At 41.9% G+C, this 18,355-nt stretch carries 20 protein-coding genes and 1 riboswitch; of the genes, 6 read left to right on the top strand and 14 right to left on the bottom strand.

The window, feature by feature from the left end:
* Positions 1-3: 3 nt before the first annotated feature.
* The 10 genes from IEW82_RS15850 to IEW82_RS15805 form a co-directional block, all read right to left on the bottom strand.
* Positions 4-741, bottom strand: a complete 738-nt coding sequence (locus IEW82_RS15850; protein ID WP_188696690.1) for an NAD-dependent epimerase/dehydratase family protein — start codon at positions 739-741, stop codon at positions 4-6.
* A gap of 284 nt (positions 742-1,025) precedes the next feature.
* Positions 1,026-1,448: an LSm family protein gene (locus IEW82_RS15845; protein ID WP_188696687.1), complete on the bottom strand. Its 423-nt coding sequence runs from the start codon at positions 1,446-1,448 to the stop codon at positions 1,026-1,028.
* A 144-nt stretch (positions 1,449-1,592) separates the two neighbouring features.
* Positions 1,593-2,057 (bottom strand): flavodoxin domain-containing protein, encoded by a 465-nt coding sequence (locus tag IEW82_RS15840; RefSeq protein WP_188696684.1) that lies wholly within the window; start codon positions 2,055-2,057, stop codon positions 1,593-1,595.
* A 12-nt stretch (positions 2,058-2,069) separates the two neighbouring features.
* Entirely contained in the window at positions 2,070-3,116 is a 1,047-nt protein-coding gene (locus IEW82_RS15835; RefSeq protein WP_188696681.1) for a ribonucleotide-diphosphate reductase subunit beta, read from the bottom strand.
* 28 nt (positions 3,117-3,144) lie between these two features.
* Complete coding sequence (locus IEW82_RS15830) at positions 3,145-5,433, bottom strand: ribonucleoside-diphosphate reductase subunit alpha (protein WP_188696679.1); 2,289 nt, start codon at positions 5,431-5,433, stop codon at positions 3,145-3,147.
* A 322-nt stretch (positions 5,434-5,755) separates the two neighbouring features.
* Positions 5,756-5,935, bottom strand: a riboswitch (cobalamin riboswitch).
* Positions 5,936-6,644: 709 nt separating this feature from the next.
* Positions 6,645-6,965: a metal-sulfur cluster assembly factor gene (locus IEW82_RS15825; RefSeq protein ID WP_188696676.1), complete on the bottom strand. Its 321-nt coding sequence runs from the start codon at positions 6,963-6,965 to the stop codon at positions 6,645-6,647.
* Between the two features lie 89 nt (positions 6,966-7,054).
* On the bottom strand, positions 7,055-7,234 hold the full coding sequence (locus IEW82_RS15820) for a YvrJ family protein (RefSeq protein ID WP_188696673.1): 180 nt from the start codon (positions 7,232-7,234) through the stop codon (positions 7,055-7,057).
* Positions 7,235-7,466: 232 nt separating this feature from the next.
* Positions 7,467-7,685, bottom strand: coding sequence for a DUF2922 domain-containing protein (locus tag IEW82_RS15815; RefSeq protein ID WP_188696670.1), 219 nt, complete (start codon positions 7,683-7,685; stop codon positions 7,467-7,469).
* A gap of 40 nt (positions 7,686-7,725) precedes the next feature.
* Positions 7,726-7,947, bottom strand: a complete 222-nt coding sequence (locus IEW82_RS15810; RefSeq protein ID WP_188696666.1) for a DUF1659 domain-containing protein — start codon at positions 7,945-7,947, stop codon at positions 7,726-7,728.
* Between the two features lie 276 nt (positions 7,948-8,223).
* The gene (locus IEW82_RS15805; protein WP_188696663.1) at positions 8,224-8,982 is read right to left on the bottom strand and encodes an alpha/beta fold hydrolase; all 759 of its coding nucleotides are present in this window, start codon (positions 8,980-8,982) and stop codon (positions 8,224-8,226) included.
* Positions 8,983-9,176: 194 nt separating this feature from the next.
* Here IEW82_RS15805 and IEW82_RS15800 point away from each other — a divergent pair, with 194 nt between their 5' ends.
* The 3 genes from IEW82_RS15800 (at position 9,177) to IEW82_RS15790 (ending at position 10,829) form a co-directional block, all read left to right on the top strand.
* A complete protein-coding gene (locus IEW82_RS15800) occupies positions 9,177-9,983 on the top strand; it encodes a Cof-type HAD-IIB family hydrolase (protein ID WP_188696659.1) in 807 nt (268 codons plus the stop codon).
* 33 nt (positions 9,984-10,016) lie between these two features.
* A complete protein-coding gene (locus tag IEW82_RS15795; RefSeq protein WP_188696656.1) occupies positions 10,017-10,469 on the top strand; it encodes a GNAT family N-acetyltransferase in 453 nt (150 codons plus the stop codon).
* 96 nt (positions 10,470-10,565) lie between these two features.
* Positions 10,566-10,829, top strand: a complete 264-nt coding sequence (locus IEW82_RS15790; RefSeq protein ID WP_188696653.1) for a NifU N-terminal domain-containing protein — start codon at positions 10,566-10,568, stop codon at positions 10,827-10,829.
* A 101-nt stretch (positions 10,830-10,930) separates the two neighbouring features.
* Here the strand turns inward: IEW82_RS15790 and IEW82_RS15785 are convergent, their stop codons facing one another.
* Both IEW82_RS15785 and IEW82_RS15780 read right to left on the bottom strand, forming a co-directional pair.
* Positions 10,931-11,773, bottom strand: a complete 843-nt coding sequence (locus IEW82_RS15785; protein WP_188696650.1) for a YitT family protein — start codon at positions 11,771-11,773, stop codon at positions 10,931-10,933.
* 86 nt (positions 11,774-11,859) lie between these two features.
* Positions 11,860-12,348, bottom strand: a complete 489-nt coding sequence (locus IEW82_RS15780) for a sigma-70 family RNA polymerase sigma factor (protein WP_188696647.1) — start codon at positions 12,346-12,348, stop codon at positions 11,860-11,862.
* Positions 12,349-12,605: 257 nt separating this feature from the next.
* Between IEW82_RS15780 and ku the strand changes: the two genes are divergently transcribed.
* On the top strand, positions 12,606-13,457 hold the full coding sequence (ku, locus tag IEW82_RS15775) for a non-homologous end joining protein Ku (protein ID WP_188696644.1): 852 nt from the start codon (positions 12,606-12,608) through the stop codon (positions 13,455-13,457).
* Positions 13,458-13,812: 355 nt separating this feature from the next.
* Here ku and IEW82_RS15770 read toward each other — a convergent pair whose 3' ends face one another.
* Together IEW82_RS15770 and IEW82_RS15765 are read right to left on the bottom strand one after the other, a co-directional pair.
* Positions 13,813-14,706 (bottom strand): NAD-dependent epimerase/dehydratase family protein, encoded by an 894-nt coding sequence (locus IEW82_RS15770; RefSeq protein WP_188696641.1) that lies wholly within the window; start codon positions 14,704-14,706, stop codon positions 13,813-13,815.
* Between the two features lie 205 nt (positions 14,707-14,911).
* A complete protein-coding gene (locus tag IEW82_RS15765; protein ID WP_188696897.1) occupies positions 14,912-15,862 on the bottom strand; it encodes an ATP-dependent DNA ligase in 951 nt (316 codons plus the stop codon).
* Positions 15,863-16,005: 143 nt separating this feature from the next.
* On the opposite strand from IEW82_RS15765, the gene ligD reads away from it, so the two are divergent.
* Positions 16,006-16,935 (top strand): non-homologous end-joining DNA ligase, encoded by a 930-nt coding sequence (gene ligD / locus IEW82_RS15760; RefSeq protein WP_229672692.1) that lies wholly within the window; start codon positions 16,006-16,008, stop codon positions 16,933-16,935.
* On the top strand, positions 16,932-17,300 hold the full coding sequence (locus IEW82_RS15755) for a DUF2512 family protein (protein ID WP_188696635.1): 369 nt from the start codon (positions 16,932-16,934) through the stop codon (positions 17,298-17,300). Before ligD ends, IEW82_RS15755 begins: the two co-directional genes overlap by 4 nt.
* Positions 17,301-18,355: the final 1,055 nt, after the last annotated feature.

The raw sequence follows: 18,355 nt of genomic DNA, 5'->3' as shown, positions 1-18,355 counted from the left end.
TCTTTATTCATCCACTGGCCTATATTTGGGTTTAAATCCTAATAAGCACTCAGCTTTTTTATAGGGGTAACATATCCTCTTTCCATTAACAGAGAACCATTTTCCACTGGTTACTTGAATAACATGCACACCTTCCTCAATAGTTCCCATCATGCCTTTTTGAATCGCGTCGATAAGATCTTGGATATGTATGCAATCGATTAGCGTGCAATCATTTGATTCGGGTGTGATCGCGTCCGATAAGGCTGGAATTCTTAAAATCAAAACAGATTTTGTGTGGGTTTCTTCCTTTTTAATGGCAGAGGTAATGGAACACTCTAATTGCAGTGCACGCTCTCCAAGGGACGTTTTGGGCGTGAGCTTTGCTTGTTCATCTATAATCCCTTCCTCTGCCCCATAGATAGCAATGTGGGATAAAACAATGACCTTTTGCAAGGATTCCATGAATGCTATACACTTCGTAAACGGGTTAACGATTAAGTCAGTCTCTTCATGTTCAACCCCATCAAATAGAATGAGCACATCTGGGTTCAGGTCTTGCCCCACCCATTCTGTCTTGTTTGTGTTTTCCAGTACAATTTCTTTGAAGAGCGCATTGCGTCCAAACAATAAGCTCCGCTCCACTGCCTCCTCATCATAGCGATGGTAAGGTACAATAACCTCATTTCCCTCCGCAAGCAAGCGATCGGTCAGCTGACTCCCCCAATAGGTTAATCCACCAAACAATAAAATCCTAGCCATAAAGACACCCCTTACTCCATAGTTACTTTAGTAGATACTTATGATTGTTCGACGCCCGTCATCCTTATACAAGAGAATTCAATATTAAAGAAGACTTAAAACAGCGAGGGTGCTCGCTAAAAACTTATCCAGCCTTGCTTCCTGAGTGCCAGGTAGTGAAAGCTAAAGTCCAAACCTATGCTCTCCTTTCTAGCTCACACAAGAGAAGGTTTACTATTCTGATCGTAAAAAAAGAGTGCAGAGAAAAATAAACACATCTCCTCTACACTTCGCTTTTCTATCAGCTATATCACTGTCAGTGCCGTTAACGCGGCAAGAGGCAAGGTCAATCGGCCAAATGGGCGTCCTGGATAGCCGAGACCATAAGGACCGTATGGACCGCCATAGCCTCCTGGATAGCCGTAGCCTCCCCCTGGATAACCAAAGCCCGTTTGATAACCGCCTGTATACCCATACCCTGAAGGGTAACCTCCTCCGTAGTAGCCTGGCGCCCCAGGGTAACCTCCTGCACCTGGATAACCAAAAGCACGGCCGTCTTCTGCGGGAATATCAATTGGAATGAGTAAATGCAGTTGTTCTCCGTCAATATGCTCCATTATGCCTTCATAGCTCTTTCCATCAAGAGCGCTGACTTTAACAGATTGATTCACATATTGTGACCAGTCATTCATAGCCCCATTCTGTTGTGGAAAATATTGATTTTCCATGTCAAAAACCTCCTAGAACTCATTACACTTTTATGTGTATTCATTCACCCAGAAAAGGTTCTAAGACTGGCCACAAACAGCTGCAGCCATGCTTTTATTTACACTAAAAAACTACAGTGGGAAACTCCCACTGTAGTCGGTATGTCAATTAAATATTGATTTTTGCTCTAAATGTTGATTAAGTCGAGTCATTAAGCGCTCTACAAAGGCCTGGCAGCGCTGGACATCCTGCTCTTGAGGTAAAAGTTCAACCTTAAGTGTAACAGCCAGATCAGTGTGGACATAGAGCATGTCACGAAACTGGTCCACAGCTCCGCAAAAATGCGGATAGAAGCTGTCGCCTGTGCCAAAAACAGCGGTGACAACAGCACGCGTTTCTTGCTGCTCAAAGGCTGCAAATAAAGCGCGCATCTCTCTTGGAATATGCCCATTCCCCCAGCTATAGGTTCCGACAATAATGGCATCCCATTGCTGCAACTTCTCCAGATCAAAGGCGTGAATGGGATAAATGTCAACCGGTAGTCCCTGTGTTTGAAAAGCCTGTTCAATCATGCGCATGAGGGCCTCAGTATTTCCCGTCACTGATGTATAGACCATTGCTATCTTCATTACGCATCACACCTATAGTTCGTCAAACCCGTTGGATTGAGACACCTTAGTATATGTTCGCGATCTTTGCTCAAAGAAATCCGATTTTGTTTCGTTGATCATTTCATCGCTAAAGACATGAATCCAAGGCATTGGGTTATCGCGTTCCTCATAACGGTTGGATAGGCCAATTTGTCTTAGACGCTTGTTAGCCAGATATTCGATGTATAATCCAAACTCATTGAGGTCAATACCATCAATGTTCTGCAGGATTTCCTGAGCCCATTCCTTTTCTAATTGCACAGCCCGATCAATGGAATCATAAATATACTGGCTGTTTTCCTCTGTGTTAAGCTCAGGATTTTCCGTTAAGAGGATGCGCAAGAACTGCGAGATAAAATAAGCATGCTGCATTTCATCTCTTTGAATATAACTGATCATCGTACTCGTTTTCAGCATTTTTTGCTGACGAGCTAAATTGTAAAAGAAAGCAAATCCAGCATAAAAATAAATGCCTTCCAAGTTGATGGAATTGACCGCAAGCTTAAATAGATGTAACGGTGTTGGCTCCTGTCTAAAATTCTCATAGGCCTCCAAAATCAAGTGGTTGCGCTTTTGAATCATCGGGTCCTCTTTGGCTTGATTAAAGCGCTCATTTTGAACATTTAGAGGCACAAGTGAGCTGAGAATATATGAATAGGATTCATTGTGCACAGCCTCCTGCTGCGAGATAACGGCAAAGATGGCTTTGAAGCTAGAATCGGTGACATAATCCATCACTTGGCTCATGGTAGGTGTCTGCAAGCTATCCAATGAAGCAAGCTGTGTATTTACACGTAAAAAAATGTCTTGTTCGTGTGCAGACAGCGAATCCCACTGTTTAATATCATCCTGCATATTGATTTCTTGAGCCTTCCAAAAATTGCCCAAGAGCGTCTGATACAATGTATACATTTGCGGATAAGCAATATCATTCCAGTTGAGCAATCCAGAGGATTGCCCATTGATGATTCCTGTTGATTTATTTGGATATTCCGAGTTTAAGAGCTTTATTCTTTTTAAAGGTTGTATGACGTCCACCTTTAATCCCTCCAATAAATGATGCGATTTAGCTCATGCATGCTTCACATTCTTCGATTTCTGCCTGCGAAGTGCTGCGCACATAATAGGTTGATTTCAAGCGTTGCTTCCACGCTTCCATGTGTAGATTTAACAATTCTTTAGCCTTGATATCATGAACCACATAAAGATTAAAGCTGATCGCTTGATCTACATGGCGTTGACGTGCTGCATTTTGTTTGATACTCCAGACTTGATCAATCATGTGACGCGCACGGCGATAGTATTCATAAGTGTGATGATCGAGATCTGGGGCTGTGACTTTAAATTTAAAGTTTTTCTTTTCCTCGGCATATTCTACAGCGTAAATAGGATCGATTCCATCCGTAGAACCACCGATCTTAGCAGTCGATGAGTTTGGTGCGACGGCCATCATCCAACCATTGCGTACACCATGTTCAGCCACAGCGTTTTTTAAGCTCTGCCATCTAGACGCTGTATAATCCCGGCGATCGAAGTATTTGCCTGTATGCCATTCTGATCCATCAAACTGACTGTAAGCTCCTTTTTCCTTCGCCAATTCCATTGAAGCTTGAATCGTTAAATAAGCAATGTTTTCATAAAGCTCATCTGCATAACGCACCGCTTCATCCGATTCCCAATAAAGCGACTTTACAGCAAGCAGATGATGCCAGCCAAATGTCCCTAAACCAATCGCTCTAAATTTCTTATTCGTCTCAGTGGCTTGCCCAACGGAAATAGTATTAAGATCAATCACATTATCGAGCATGCGCACTTGAATAGGAATCAGGCGTTCTAATACGTCTGCATCCACAGCTCTTGGTAGATTAATAGAAGAAAGATTACAAACGACAAAATCACCAGGCTTACGCACGATAACAATATTGCCTTCCGCGTCCTTATATTCCTTAACGATGGTCGTTGCAGACATATTCTGAGCAATTTCCGTGCACAAATTACTGCAAAAAATAGCCGTGCGCCCTTCACCTAATAGATGCTTATTGGGATTCTGACGATTGACTTCATCACGGTAGAACATGTAAGGTGTTCCTGTTTCTAACTGAGCGATCATGACCCGTGCCATAATATCCATTGCACGATATGTTTTTCTTGGGAGAAGTGGATGATTTACCGCTTCTTCATATTTCTCTGTAAAATATTTACGATCCGTTTCATCATAGAAATCCTCCAAGCCAAGGGGATTTCCCGCTTCGTCCTTCCAGCCCATAACCTGCTTGACTTGATGAGGACAAAAGACATGCCATTCGCCAATGCTTTTTCCATTTTCATCAACTTCTTGGAGCTTTTCCATAAATAGATCTGGAACAGATAAACCCGTAAAAATATCGTGAGCTTTCCGGCGCTCATCACCATTGTTTGTTTTCAAATCAAGAAAACCGTTCATAATATCTTTGTGGAATATATCAAGGTAAACGGCAACCGCCCCTTGTCTCTGTCCCAATTGATCCACACTTACAGCTGTATCATTGATCAAGCGAATCCAAGGGACAATCCCAGAGGAATTCCCTTTAAACCTTTTGATATCTGAGCCAAGCGCACGCACCTTTCCAAAGTAAATGCCGATGCCACCGCCGTCCTTGCTAAGACGAGCAATGTCCCAGTTATTCAAATAGATACCATCTAGTGAATCATCCACCGTGTCGATAAAGCAGGAAGAGAGCTGGCCGAAGCTTTTCCCTGCATTCGAAAGCGTCGGAGTCGCCACAGTCATGTACAGGTGGCTTAATGCCCAGTAAGCTTCCTGAACCAATGCCAAGCGTTTATCTTTCGGTTCCTTTTGCATTAGCGTCATCGCAATGACCATAAAGCGCTCTTGGGGAAGCTCATACAGCTGTCTCTCGTGATCACGCGCTAAATAACGATCTGCAAGTAAAAATAGTCCTATGTAATTGAAAAGTCGATCACATTCCGGATCAATTGCCTGAGCTAATTTGTCAATCTCATCCTTTGAATAAGTGTCTAGTAGACTTGTAGAATAAATGCCTTTATCCGTCAACACTTTGATGAGCTGATAGAAATCACCGTATTTTAGATTCGCTGAATACCCGCGATGCTCGGCTGCTTCAGCATATAAATCATTAAGATATAATTGTGCAGCAGCAAATGTCCAGTTCGGTTGATCCATAGAAATATGATTGAGCGCATAAAATAATGCATGCTGGTTGGCCTGATCGGCTGACCCATTTAAATTATGTAATTGTTGTTCAAGCTCTGAGACGTCAATAGCATATTTATCTGCCATTTGTTTTATGCCTTCTAAAACAGCGTCGACTTCACTTTGTAAATATGTACTCATGACCCATTCCTCCTAAAAAATTAAAAATCTCTTAAAAGCATATTCAAGCCAAAATGCCACTCATAAATTAGCAGTATCTTGCTTGTCAATCTTCATTATGTAAATCCTTCTGATGTGAATACACATTAAGGATGCCTGCAAGTTTCTATAATTTCTTCCATCAGCGCTTGGCGACATTTTACACTTTCTTAGTATAAAAAATCCGCCCTGGCAACCCCTAGAGCGGATGAAACAATAACATCAAAAGAATAGCCACACCAAACATATAACAGACGTATCCCTTAGTTGTCATCGCTCCACCTTCTTGCTCCCCGAAGAAGTTGAAACACCTCAAGTTAAGACAGGTCTACTGACTCATGCTATCATCCTACATTGAACCCTTCCCGTATAAAAGCTATACAGTGGTATTGTTCAATTCGTCAACATTTACAGTTGCGGGGGCAGTTCTAGATTCTCACCAGATTCCCTATTAAGCCACAGCATCTTAACCTCAGACATCACAATATAGAGTATTTAATTCATCACACCACACAACATATTGTGTTTCTTTCTCAATACTACTTGATTTCGACGAATTTCTCAAGAAAAAAATTTTAAAGTTGCCCTCCCAACCACCATAATGCCTGATTCATTAAGCCTTTCATCAAAATAAAAAAATAATCAGATAAATGGATTCTCTCGATATTAAGAAAAACCGGGCGAAAAGCATGCCCGTTCCTTGCTTGGTATAGAGCATCAGCCAATATGAAATGGGCTTCATTGCCTGGTCAAGTGGATGGGAATGCAAGGTGCGAGACTCGGAACACTCTAAAATCGTGTGTTCCGTGGGCGCTGCTGACGCATGGTGCGGATACTAGACTCCTACGGGAAGTGGGAGATCGGTAAGACCTTAGCAGGGCGAAGGCACGAAGAGGCTTACCACTCCCCCGCGGAAAGCGAGCGGCCTGGAGCAGAAATTCGCACCGTCCTTCATGATCAAAAATTTTATACTTTCTGATCTTTTTAGAAAACTCAGCTTATCCTTCACCACTTCGCTAAGCACAGCCTGATATGCTTTTTACAAAGCACGCACTAAGAACGCCCGTAAGCCTTAGGGGGCGAAAGTCAAAGTTACACTTATGCTTTCTTCCTTATGAGTGCCGGCGAAGCTATAAATTCTGATCGTGCAAAAAAATAAAAGCATCCTTAAAAGGATGCTCAAAATACTTTTATTAAGAAATACCTAAAGCAATCTTTGCAAAGCGTGACATGTTATCCTTTGACCATGGTGGACTCCAAACAATATTGACTTCTACACTATTGACACCTTCTATTGGAGCAAGTGCCGCACGAACTTCGTGCTCTATGGTTCCTGCTAATGGACAGCCCATAGCGGTTAACGTCATCGTTACCATGACATCACCGTTTTCATCTACATCTACACCATATACAAGACCAAGATTGACAATGTCAATACCTAGTTCGGGATCTATCACTTCTTCTAAGGCTTCAGCGATTTCGTCACGCATTCTTTTTTCATCTAATTGGGACATACGCTCTCCCCCTTCCATCACTATTTCTTATAGTATAACCGCTACGCTCCTTTCAATAAACCGTTATGCATGAATTTTTTATGATAAATTTAAGAAGCGCTGTTCTTCTCAGTGTCGGAAGGCTGAAGCTGCCGATCGTTAAGCTTCGCAGGTAAAGCCAAAATCGATTGATTTAATTCATCTAGCTTGCCTTCAATTCGATAAAGCAAATAAAGGGTCACAACGATGGGAAATCCGACATCCTTGACCATATTGAGCCACTCAACCATGTGCCAACCTCCTTCTTTAAAAAACGAACCCATACGCCAACTATTAAAAAACTTGGTTTGTATTGCTGCGCTTACACACCTGATGTGATGTTCAAATCACACTCAGGCTTTCACCCAATCTGAATGGTGAAAAAACGTTTTACTTAAGCGTCCACCTTATATAACGCCGTTAGTGCAGATTTTATGCCTTCTGATAGTGCAAAAAGGAAGGGAAATCCCTTCCTTTTACACGCTAGCTGAGTTCAATTTCTGTTACATTGCGCTCAACAATTCGTGCGCTTTTCTTTTTGATAAGGTCGCCGCCTGATGATGATAAAGCATTTTGTTTCACAATATCATCCATTGCAGCATTAACATTCGCTTCATTGACGGGTTCAACGGGATCATTTAACGCATAACGCACTGTTTTCCCCTCTGCATTTTCAAATAAAAGCTCTAAGGTTTTAGCCATCCGTTTCCCTCCCTTCTCATCCTTTACCGTGCCTTTAAGATTAGGATTGCTGAATTTCTGAAGTATCCGCTCGCTCAATTGAAAGCAAATCATGCTGTTGAAGAGCAGCTAACGATGTGGCGATGGCGTAAAGCTGATCAGCAGTTGCTTCTGATTTCACATTGTTAAAACTCTTTCTTAGCTTAACCGCATCGCCTTTTTCATTCATTCCGCCATCCAACATAAGCGCCATGCTCGATTGTTGAAGTTGACTCGTAGCCATGTCTTCACCCCCTTTTCAAATAATAAATAGACATAAGCCAGCCCAAACGGTGAGACGAATTTCTCTTCATTAGAAAAACTTGGCTTATACTCTACTGCTTCGCTATGCACAGCCAAACATGATTTTTCCAAATCAAACACTGAGGGTGTCGCCAAGCCTCAAAGACGACAATCCAACCTGCAGCTTATCTCTTTCTTTCATATATAACAGCAGTGCATTTATAGCTTCTAATAGCAAAAAAGACTCCTTAAAAAATTAAAGAGTCTTTGCTCATCTTTATAGATGTTCTTTTAGCCAATTGGCATAGTGGAGCATGCCTTGCCTTGACACCTTGTGACCCGCTTTATCCTCTAACCAATATTCTACATTGGGATGACCACTTGCCTTTAATTGTTTATAAAATTGGTAGGAATCCGCATAGGGAACAACTGGATCAAGCTTACCATGCCAAAAAAGCAAGGGGCGCTGATTTATCTTCTCAGGTGCTTGGCTCAAATCATAAGGGGCTAATGCAGCTATCATTGTCTTAATCTGTTCATCGTTATAAGGAAGCGCCACCCCTTCTTTAGTGAATGCGGTCAGCAGGTGGTCAGCAAAACCTTGATAATTCGGCGTTCCCATTAATGAGACCGCCACCTTGATCCAATCGAAAGCCTTAAGGCAGCCAAGCGTTGTGATTGCTCCCATAGAAACTCCAGCGACGGCAATTCTTTGATCCAGAATCAACCCTTTATGCTCAAAATCCTCCTTAATAAGCTCCGTATCCTTTATATTTTGCAGAACAATTTGCCAAAAGCCATACTGGCGTTCTTGTTCACTAAGCTCGTGCAGGCGTTCCCCATGCCCTAAAGCATCAGGCAAAATAACTCGAAACCCCTCTTTTGCAGCGAGATAGGCATAGTGGAGATAAGCTTCCTTCCAGCTCGTCCAGCCGTGCCAAAAGATGATGAAAGGCAACGGTTGATCCACATATTCCTTATCAACAATATGTAAAGCGGGAATACCAGCACTTGTTAACTCCTCAATAACCTGCATCTTTTCACCTCATTTTTTCTTACGTACTTGAAATCGATGTCATATATAGACCACATTGTAGCATTTCACTGATCCCATGACCTATCAAAACGCCTTGTCACTTTGTTATAATAAAGTCCTTGAGGGGGTTTTATACCTTTCAGGCAATCTGAACGTATAAAAAGACTGAAACGTTGATCAGAAAGGATACCGTGATGAACCAATACTTGATTGCTTTAGATTTGGATGGCACCTTATTAACATCTGACAAAACCATTAGCCCTAAAACAAAAGAAACTCTTGGCAGGGTGATAAAAGCTGGTCACAAGGTCATGATTGCTACCGGAAGACCTTTTCGAGCAAGTCAAGAATACTATCATGCCTTACAATTAGACACTCCGATTGTTAACTTTAATGGGGCATATATTCATCATCCCTTAGATCCAAACTGGGGCGTCTATCATAGCCCATTGGACTTTAAAACATTTCATGATATCATGAGTACCTGTCAGAGCTATCAATTGAAAAATGTCGTTGTCGAAGTCAAGGATGAGGTCTTCATCAATAATCCTGATCCATTGTTAACTGATCTCGTTCGAATTGGCAATCCAAACATTACATACGGCCCGATTCAAGACCACTTAACGCAAGGACCGACAAGTGTTCTCTTACAAACCAATGAACAAAAAATTGACAAACTTATTAATGCCTTAGATACAGAACATGCGAATGCCATTGAACAACGCTCTTGGGGATACCCAACGCATATCATCGAAATTATTAAGCGTGGAATAAACAAGGCCATTGGTATTGAAAAGACAGCCGCTTATTATGGCATTCCTAAGGAAAGAATGATTGCTTTCGGTGATGAAGATAACGACATTGAAATGTTACAATATGTAGGTCAAGGTGTAGCGATGGGCAACGCCATTTCAGCATTAAAAGCAATCGCAAATGCTGTCACCTCTTCCAATGATGAAGAGGGTATCGCGGACTATTTAGAAAAAACACTCTTAGCCTAATACATTTTATAAAGCACGTTGGGAGGTGACCTGATGAAGATTTATGAGGTGACTCATGATATTGATTACTCTAGAAAGCAACGCATTGCGGACTTATTTATGCAACAGATTTCTATAAATAAAGATGAAGCCTCTTTCCAATCAGCACTGGATGTCATTAATCTTGCTATCGAAACGCATAACTGCTCAAAGATTATTGTTGCGGAGGAAAATGACATCATCTATGGCCTCGCCTTTTTAAACATCGGTGTCAACCTTCGAGCTGGCGGTCGTTACCTTTGGCTCAATGAGCTCTATGTGCATAATGAATACAGAAACCGCGGGATTGGCAAAAAACTACTGCTGCATATCATTCATTTAGCGGAACAAGAAAACATAAAAGCCATTGAACTTGAAACGGGTGTCAATAATTCTGTGACCAAGCACATTTACAACTCACTAGGTTTTTATGAGATCGTCTCACAGCGCTATGGCTTCACCTTCTAAACTAGAATTGTACTTCTCAGAATGAATCATGTAAAATACCGATAGAAGGAGTCTGTCTCCTAGAACTTATGTAGGATTGAATAAAGGAGAGGTAAAATGGGAATTCATGTACGAGTTGATAGAACCCCCAACCCAAACGCAATGAAATTTACTGCACCCAGACAGTTGTTTAATGACCGATTAATTGTCAAACAAGGTGAACAAGTGGACAATCCCTTGGCACAGCAGCTTCTTGCACTTGAGGGTGTTGATAATTTATTTGGGTATGATGATTTTATTACAGTGAACAAAACATTTGATGCAGAATGGGACAACTTATTGCCACAGATTGAAGCCGTATTCGAAAACTTTTCTGACTAAGAAAAACGGTTTAAATTATAAAGACACATCGAGTTATCGCCCATATGGTGAAGCAGCCGACTCCAAAAGTCATTAAAAGATGATGGGAGCCGGCCTTTTGTTTAATCACTTGTCCGGAAAAAGCCAAATATCCCAGCGGTTTCAACAATATTTGTAAACGCATTAGGATCGGTTGCTTTGATTACCTGTTCTAATGTATAGAGCTCATATCTTGTGATAACAATCATGAGAAGCTCTTTATCCTTTTCAGTAAAAGCCCCTTTGGCAGAAATTCGGGTGATCCCCCGGACCATTTGATCATGAATCGCCTTTGAGAGCGTTGGCCCATTATCTGTGATAATCATGGCTGTTACTTTAGCATAACGGGTGTGGATGGTATCAATCACTCTTGATGTGACATAGAGTGTCACCAATGTATAGAGTGCTTTTTCCCAGCCAAAAAAGAAACCAGCAGCCAGGACGATTAAACCGTTAAGCACCAGAAAATAAATACCGATCGGCCGATCCTTCATACGTGAAAGAATCATGGCAATGATATCCATTCCCCCTGTAGACGCCCCATATTTCAACGTAAAACCAACACCAATTGCACTGACAACCCCACCGAAGACAGCATTCAGTATAATGTTATCCGTTAGAGCATGCACAGGAATGATCTCAAGAACGACCATTGTCGTTACAACGCTTAAAAGACTGTAAATTGTAAAGCGTCGCCCCACTCTCGTCCAGCCTAAATAGGCGACAGGAATATTGAGAAGGAATAACAATACCCCAGTTCCAATGGAATAGGAAGTATATTCATGAATAAGTGTCGAGATAAATTGCGCCACTCCAGTAAATCCGCTGGATAGGACATGGGCAGGAATCAGGAAAAAATTAAGAGCTATGGCGTTAAGGATAGCCCCACCGATCACGATTGCTGTGATTTTCACTTCATTATACATACCCTATAAACTCCTTTTAGAAAACTCTATTTTTATACTGTTCCCAATCAGACCCTCTCCAAAACCCAAGCGGATAAATACGCCTATTAAGCTTCTGTCTTTAATCTTTTTTTCAGTTTGGCAAGAGCGGCCTTCTTCCATGAACGAACCGTATCCATCGTAACTCCCTGTTCTGCTGCAATAATAGCTGTCTCTTTATCCCTCAGCACCGCTTCCTTTATCCATAATCTTTCCCGATCGCTTAACCAGGTCATGTATTGAAAAGCTCCCACTTCTAAGGTGTCTACCTCTTGAACAATTGGAAATTCTGGAAACGTCTCAAAGAAGAGATGGCGCGAAGCATAGCGCTTTTTTCTTTTGATTTCTGTGAGTAGCTTTCCTCTCACCATTAACGCAGCATAGGCTGGAAAAGCCCCTTTCTTTGGGTCAAACTGTTGAACTGCTTCCCATAGCGCAATTAAAGCGATTTGATACATTTCATCATAGTCCCTTAACTGCTGATAGCTGATAAGCCATTTCTTAATCAATGGATCAAAACGTGTAGCAATGTCTTCAAATGAACAAGCACGAATCATCTTTTCTCCTTCTAAGTAAGACGCGCGCCTCGCTTATTCCGCGGTAAAAAAAGAATAAAGAAACACACTTATTCATGCATCCCGAAGAATCCGCCATTTTGCCTGAGCTGATGAGACAAGCTTCAGCATTTGCAGTTTCCTGTTTTTCTCGATCAAAGTGTTCTCAAAAAGCGAAGGAGCCATTTCAGAATATCTTGATCAATAGTTTTTAAAAGAAAAGGTCACACTAGAAAAAACAGAGATGGAGGAATGATGCAATGCATACGATGTGGAAGGGTTCAATCAGCTTCGGCCTCGTTCATATACCGATCAAACTCTATGCAGCAACGGAATCAAAGGATGTGCATTTTCGCTCTTTACACGATAAATGTGAGACGCCCATTCGCTACCAAAAATTTTGCCCAACGTGTGAACGGGAAATTGAAGCAAGCGAAATCATTAAGGGCTACGAATACGAGCCGGGACAATTTGTAAAGGTTTCTGAAGAAGAAATAAAGGAAATCAAGGGCGAGGCCGGCCGTTCAGTGGAAATTCTTGATTTTGTAGACCTTCATGAGGTGGATCCCATTTTTTATAATAAATCTTATTTTATTGGGCCAAATGAGAATGGCGAAAAAGCTTATAGCCTCCTTAAACGAGCGATGGCGGATACAAATAAGATTGGTTTAGCCAAAATCACTTTACATTCCAAAAGTCATCTTGCCGTGGTGAGAGTGTATCAAAATGGGCTCTTGCTTGAGACAATTTTTTATCCTGATGAAGTGCGACAAATCGACCAAGTCCCTGGGCTTAATCAAGTTGGCGAAGTCAATGAAAAGGAGCTTGATACTGCCAAGCATCTTATTGAGCAATTAACAGCAGACTTCGAGCCAGAAAAATATGTCGATGATTACCGAGAAGCCGTTGAGGAGATGATTCAAGCGAAGATCGCTGGTAATGATATCATTCATACCGAAAAGGCGCCAGAACGCCAAAATGTTGTGGACCTCTTATCAGCTTTAGAAGCGAGTATCCAAACCTCAAAAACAAGCAAGAAACAGCCTAAGCAAGACAAAACGAAAAAAACGGCAAAGACCTCCTTAAAAAAGAAAAAGGCGGGTTCAGAATAAAAAGCCCCAACATGGGGCTTTTTTAAATAATAAGGAAGTCTAACATTTTGGGTGTTAATGGCGTGGATCGTGACGCTTCCACTCCAGGCAGCCCGCTTTCCGCAGGAAAGTAGTAAGCTCCTCACGCTGCGCGCTGCGAGGTTTTACTGATTTCCCACTTCTCGAAGGACTCTAGTATCGCATCGTGAGTCAACGGCACTCGAGGAACACACGATTTTAGAGTGTTCCAAATCTCTCACGCCTTGGGCTTCCATCCACTTAACCTTGCAATGAAGCCTCTTCCATATCTGATGATGCTCTAATGCCTAGACAAGGACCGGTACACATTTAAACCCGGTTTTTCATATGCACTTGGCTAGGATAATCCCAATCTTTCCGCACTCTCCTTGACCATAGAAGGAAGCACATCGACAATCGCCGGAAAATGGAAACCGAGCGCTGCTGCCCTGTCATTGGATAATCTCCAATCATAGGTGAACATCGCATAAGGAGACAATGTTTTGTCTTCATGTGTTCCCACATGAAAAATAGGTTCCTTGCCAAGACATTCTCCGATCTTCTGACAAAGCATTTGAATGCTTAAGTGCCCGCTGTTATTCCCATTGATTGGACCAACAAAGTCTGATTCAATCCCCATGAACTTGAGGAATTCAGCAATATCCCATGCCGTCACATAGGAGATCGGATGCTCCGTACTAAAAACTCCAATCGAAGCTTCAGTGGCAACATGCGACACGTAATAGTCAAAGCGTCCCGTAAAGTCATCTGTACCAGAGACAACCATTGCTACACGCACCGCCACTACTGGAAAGGCAGCTTTTTGGTAAAAATAGGCTTCTGCCTGCCGCTTCCCTTCTGCATACGTATAAGCATGTGCCTCAAGATCATAGGGATACTGCTCAGGTAAGAAATCCTCTTCCACAAGCTCTCCATCCTTATGCTTATACACTGCCATACTCGAGGTCAATATATAACGCTTCACACGGTCAGCAAACACATCAACAGCAATTTTCGCCTCTCTAGGATTAAAACAAATTTGATCGTATATCACATCATAGGATTGATCCGCAAAGGCCTTGATCATCGCTTCTCGCTCTGTCCGATCAACCCTGATTCTTGTCACCGCATCACCAAAATCATCAGGAGACTGTCCTCTCGTTGCAATCGTCACATCATGCCCTTCGTCAAGTAATAAATGCACCAAACGCCGTCCAAAAAATTGCGTGCCACCCAAAACAAGTATTCTCAACGTTCACTTCTCCTCCTTGTCCCACTGATATTGACATCTTCTTGCCTTTTGGACCATTACATTCTAACTCAAGCTTACATTAATTATAAAAGCCTAAGTCTATTCCTGTCTAAACAAACGCTTACATCATATCGCAGTGCCAAGTACACTTGCACTGTTATCTATCTTGAATGAGAAGACTGTAGTCCCATGGATTTTTCTTTGCTTATATCCTTTCTGGCAAAAGACATTCATTGGGGGGAACATCGACAAAAGCTTGAATACTTGGTTGTCTTACTGAGCGCCCCTCCTTCCACTCGATATATTGGATTTTAACGGTTATGACCGGGGAAACCCAAATGGCCTCTTCATGACGATCAGGCTGGTTAATAAAGGGGCGCGTTTCAATAATAAAAGGCAGAATGGTTCGCGTAAAGTGTCGCCACTCTGATTGCTTTAATTTTCCTGTCCCTGCATGTCCGATATACCAAAGGTTTCCCTCACTGTCATATAGCCCGAGCAATAAGGCATTTACAACGTTATCGCGCAAAGTGATCCCCCCAACCACTCCAATCAAATCCTTATAGTTTTTTTTCTTTTGCCAACGATCATTTTTCTCATTGATAAAATAGGGGCTTTTAAGATCTTTCATGACGATCCCTTCCATGCCATGTTGTTGCACTACTTCAAACACGCTATGAATCTCACGGCTTGGATGGGACGAGACCAGATGGATGTGATCGTTGGGAACAAGGATTTTATTTAATAAATCCAATCTTTCCTGTAAGCGCCAATCAGTGATCCATTGTCCATTGTAAAATAATATGTCAAAAACCATATAAGAGATTGGAACATCTTTTTTGACATATTTGACTCTTTCCAATCGACGCAAACCATCCCGGCGCATGACTTCATGAAAGGAAGGTTTACCATCGGCTCCCAACGCGATCATTTCACCATCTAAAATGACCGCATCAGCGTGACAAAATGATTTGACATTATGCAGTTCAGGATAATGCTCCGTACGTTCACGTTTTTTTCGATTAAATAACTGGACGCGCGTTCCATCATAGTAGGTGAGTATTCGAACACCATCCCATTTGATTTGTGCAATCCAATTCTCACCTTTGGGAATTGTATCTGTACTTATCGGTTCAAAAGGAATAATCGGGTGTATCTCGATAAGGTCCGCCTTCTTTCAATTTCCATTGTATATGCCATTATTTTCTGTTAGGACCTCTATTTCATACACACAAGAAGTATAATTCCTTCGGTTTAACAAAACCTATCAGAAACACTAAAACCTTAAGGGTGATGGCAATGGCAACACAGGATGAGCATCCTATCGAAATCAACGGCGTGACGTTAACTCTCACCAGCCTTAATAAGCCACTGTGGCCAAAAAAGGGACTTAAAAAAGCCGATTATCTTCACTATATCCATACCGTCTCACCATACATGCTCCCCTTTCTTCACCAGCGCGCACTCACTTTATTAAGGTATCCGCATGGCGCAGATGGAGAGGCCTTTTTTCAAAAAAATTGTCCGGATTATGCCCCAGACTTTATTCACACAAAGGGTATTGACGGGATTGACTATATCATTGGAAATGGACTTGAAACACTCCTATGGCTCGCCAATCAGTTGGCCTTTGAAATTCATATTCCATTTCAAACCGTACAAAGCCAAGGCCCGTCAGAAATCATGATTGATTTAGATCCACCATCACAGAATGAATTTCCAATGGCGATTGAAGCAGCCCTTTTGTTAAAAGAAGTGTTTGACAAGCTTGAACTGGTCTCCTTTGTTAAAACATCAGGCAATAAAGGTTTACAGCTCTATCTTCCCTTACCTGAAAACAGCTTTACCTATGAGGATACTCGACTTTTTACAACCTTTGTTGCTCACTATTTAACTGAAATTAAGCCGGATATGTTTACAACGGAACGATTGAAGAAAAATCGGGGCCAGCGCCTATATGTCGACTATATTCAACATGCGGAAGGAAAAACGATCATTTCTCCCTACGCTGTGCGTGGCAATGACGAAGCATTAGTCGCAACACCACTCTTTTGGCATGAAGTCAACACGCGTCTTAGTCCAAAGGATTTCCCTCTAGAACGCATAGAGGAACGATTAGAACGTCAAGGCTGCCCTTTTGCCCATTTTTTTGAGGTCAAAAACAAACAGCCTTTTGCCCAAGTCTTAAAAGGATTAAAAGAACATGAAAAAAAGGGGATACGCTCATGATTAATTTACTTTTAAAGCTCATACTAACCTCAGTCATTATTATAGCCAGTGATGCGATTAGTCCTTATTCCATTCAATTCGGAGCGATTTATGAAGCCATTATAATAGGCGTTTTTATCGCCTTGATTAATTACTCTGTTGAATGGCTGATGTTCACAAAAGGCACTTTATGGATAACCACCATCCTAGATTTTGTCATTACACTATGTGTATTATATTTCGGAACCATGCTGTTTGACGATGCTTTTATAGGCATTGGCGGCGCCATTGTCACGACGATTCTCATCACCATCGTTGAGTTTATTTTACATCAGTGGTTATTAAGAATGAATTGGGGATCAAAGTTAATCCGACATGATCACTAAGCTGGGGAGGGCCCCCAGTTTTTTAATGATAACTAATGGCATGTGTTAAAAAGCCTATATCTTTGTTTCTTTGAAACAGAATGTGTTATTTTAACTCAGCCTGTTGTTATGCTCACCTTTGGACTCGAAAGCTTGACCCCGGTTGCTCGCCATTTGTTCACTTCGGCTTTGATTTGTTACGTTATACTTGGGATGTGTTAAAAGGCTTCTGTCTTTTGTTTCTTTGAAACTGGCTTTTGTTAACTTACCTCAGCCTTTTGTTGCGTCCAGATCCTGATTCGGAAACTTATCACGTGGATTCGTTCTCTATTCGGAAATTTCAAGCTTTATTTGTTATTTTGATCGAGGTTTTTGTTAAGAGGGACTGGCCTTTTGTTAAGTTGAGATGTGCTTTTGTTGCGCTCACCCCTGAATTCGGAAACTTGCCCCGTGGTTTTGTTCTCTATTTGTTCACTTCGCGTATTATTTGTTATTTGGGTTGAGGCATTTGTTAAAATGCCTAGGGCTTTTGTTGCGTTGAAACTGGTATTTGTTCTCTTACCTCTGTCTTGTGCCACGCCTCACCTGGATTCATAGGCTTGCCTCGCAGATTTGTTCAAAGATCAGAAAGTATAAAATTTCTAATCATGAGGACGGTGCGGATTTCCGCTCCAGGCCGCTCGCTTTCCGTGGAGGCGTGGTAAGCCTCCTCGCGCCTTCGCACTGCTAAGGTCTTACCGATCTCCCACTTCCCGCAGGACTCTAGTCTCCGCTTCATGAGTCAGCAGCGCCCACGGAACACACGATTTTAGAGTGTTCCGAGTCTCGCGCCTTGCGCTCCCATCCACTTGACCAGGCAACGAAGCCTCTTTCATATTGGCTGATGCTCAATACTAAGGACAAGGACCGGGCATGCTCTTCGCCCGGTTTTTCTTATTTTAAATACCACTTTTTGTATAAAATAGTTGTTTCCTGAATCCGTGACAAAACATCTTTACAATGGTCGCAAACCGTTGATACGATAAGGGAAAACGACGTTGACGATTCTTCATCAAGTAGGTGATGTGATGAAAGAT

The sequence above is a fragment of the Pullulanibacillus camelliae genome (assembly GCF_014642655.1).
GTDB classification, from domain to species: Bacteria; Bacillota; Bacilli; order Bacillales; family Sporolactobacillaceae; genus Pullulanibacillus; species Pullulanibacillus camelliae.
The sequence above is the reverse complement of the archived record's forward strand: the minus strand, read 5'-3'. Positions and strand labels throughout refer to the sequence as shown.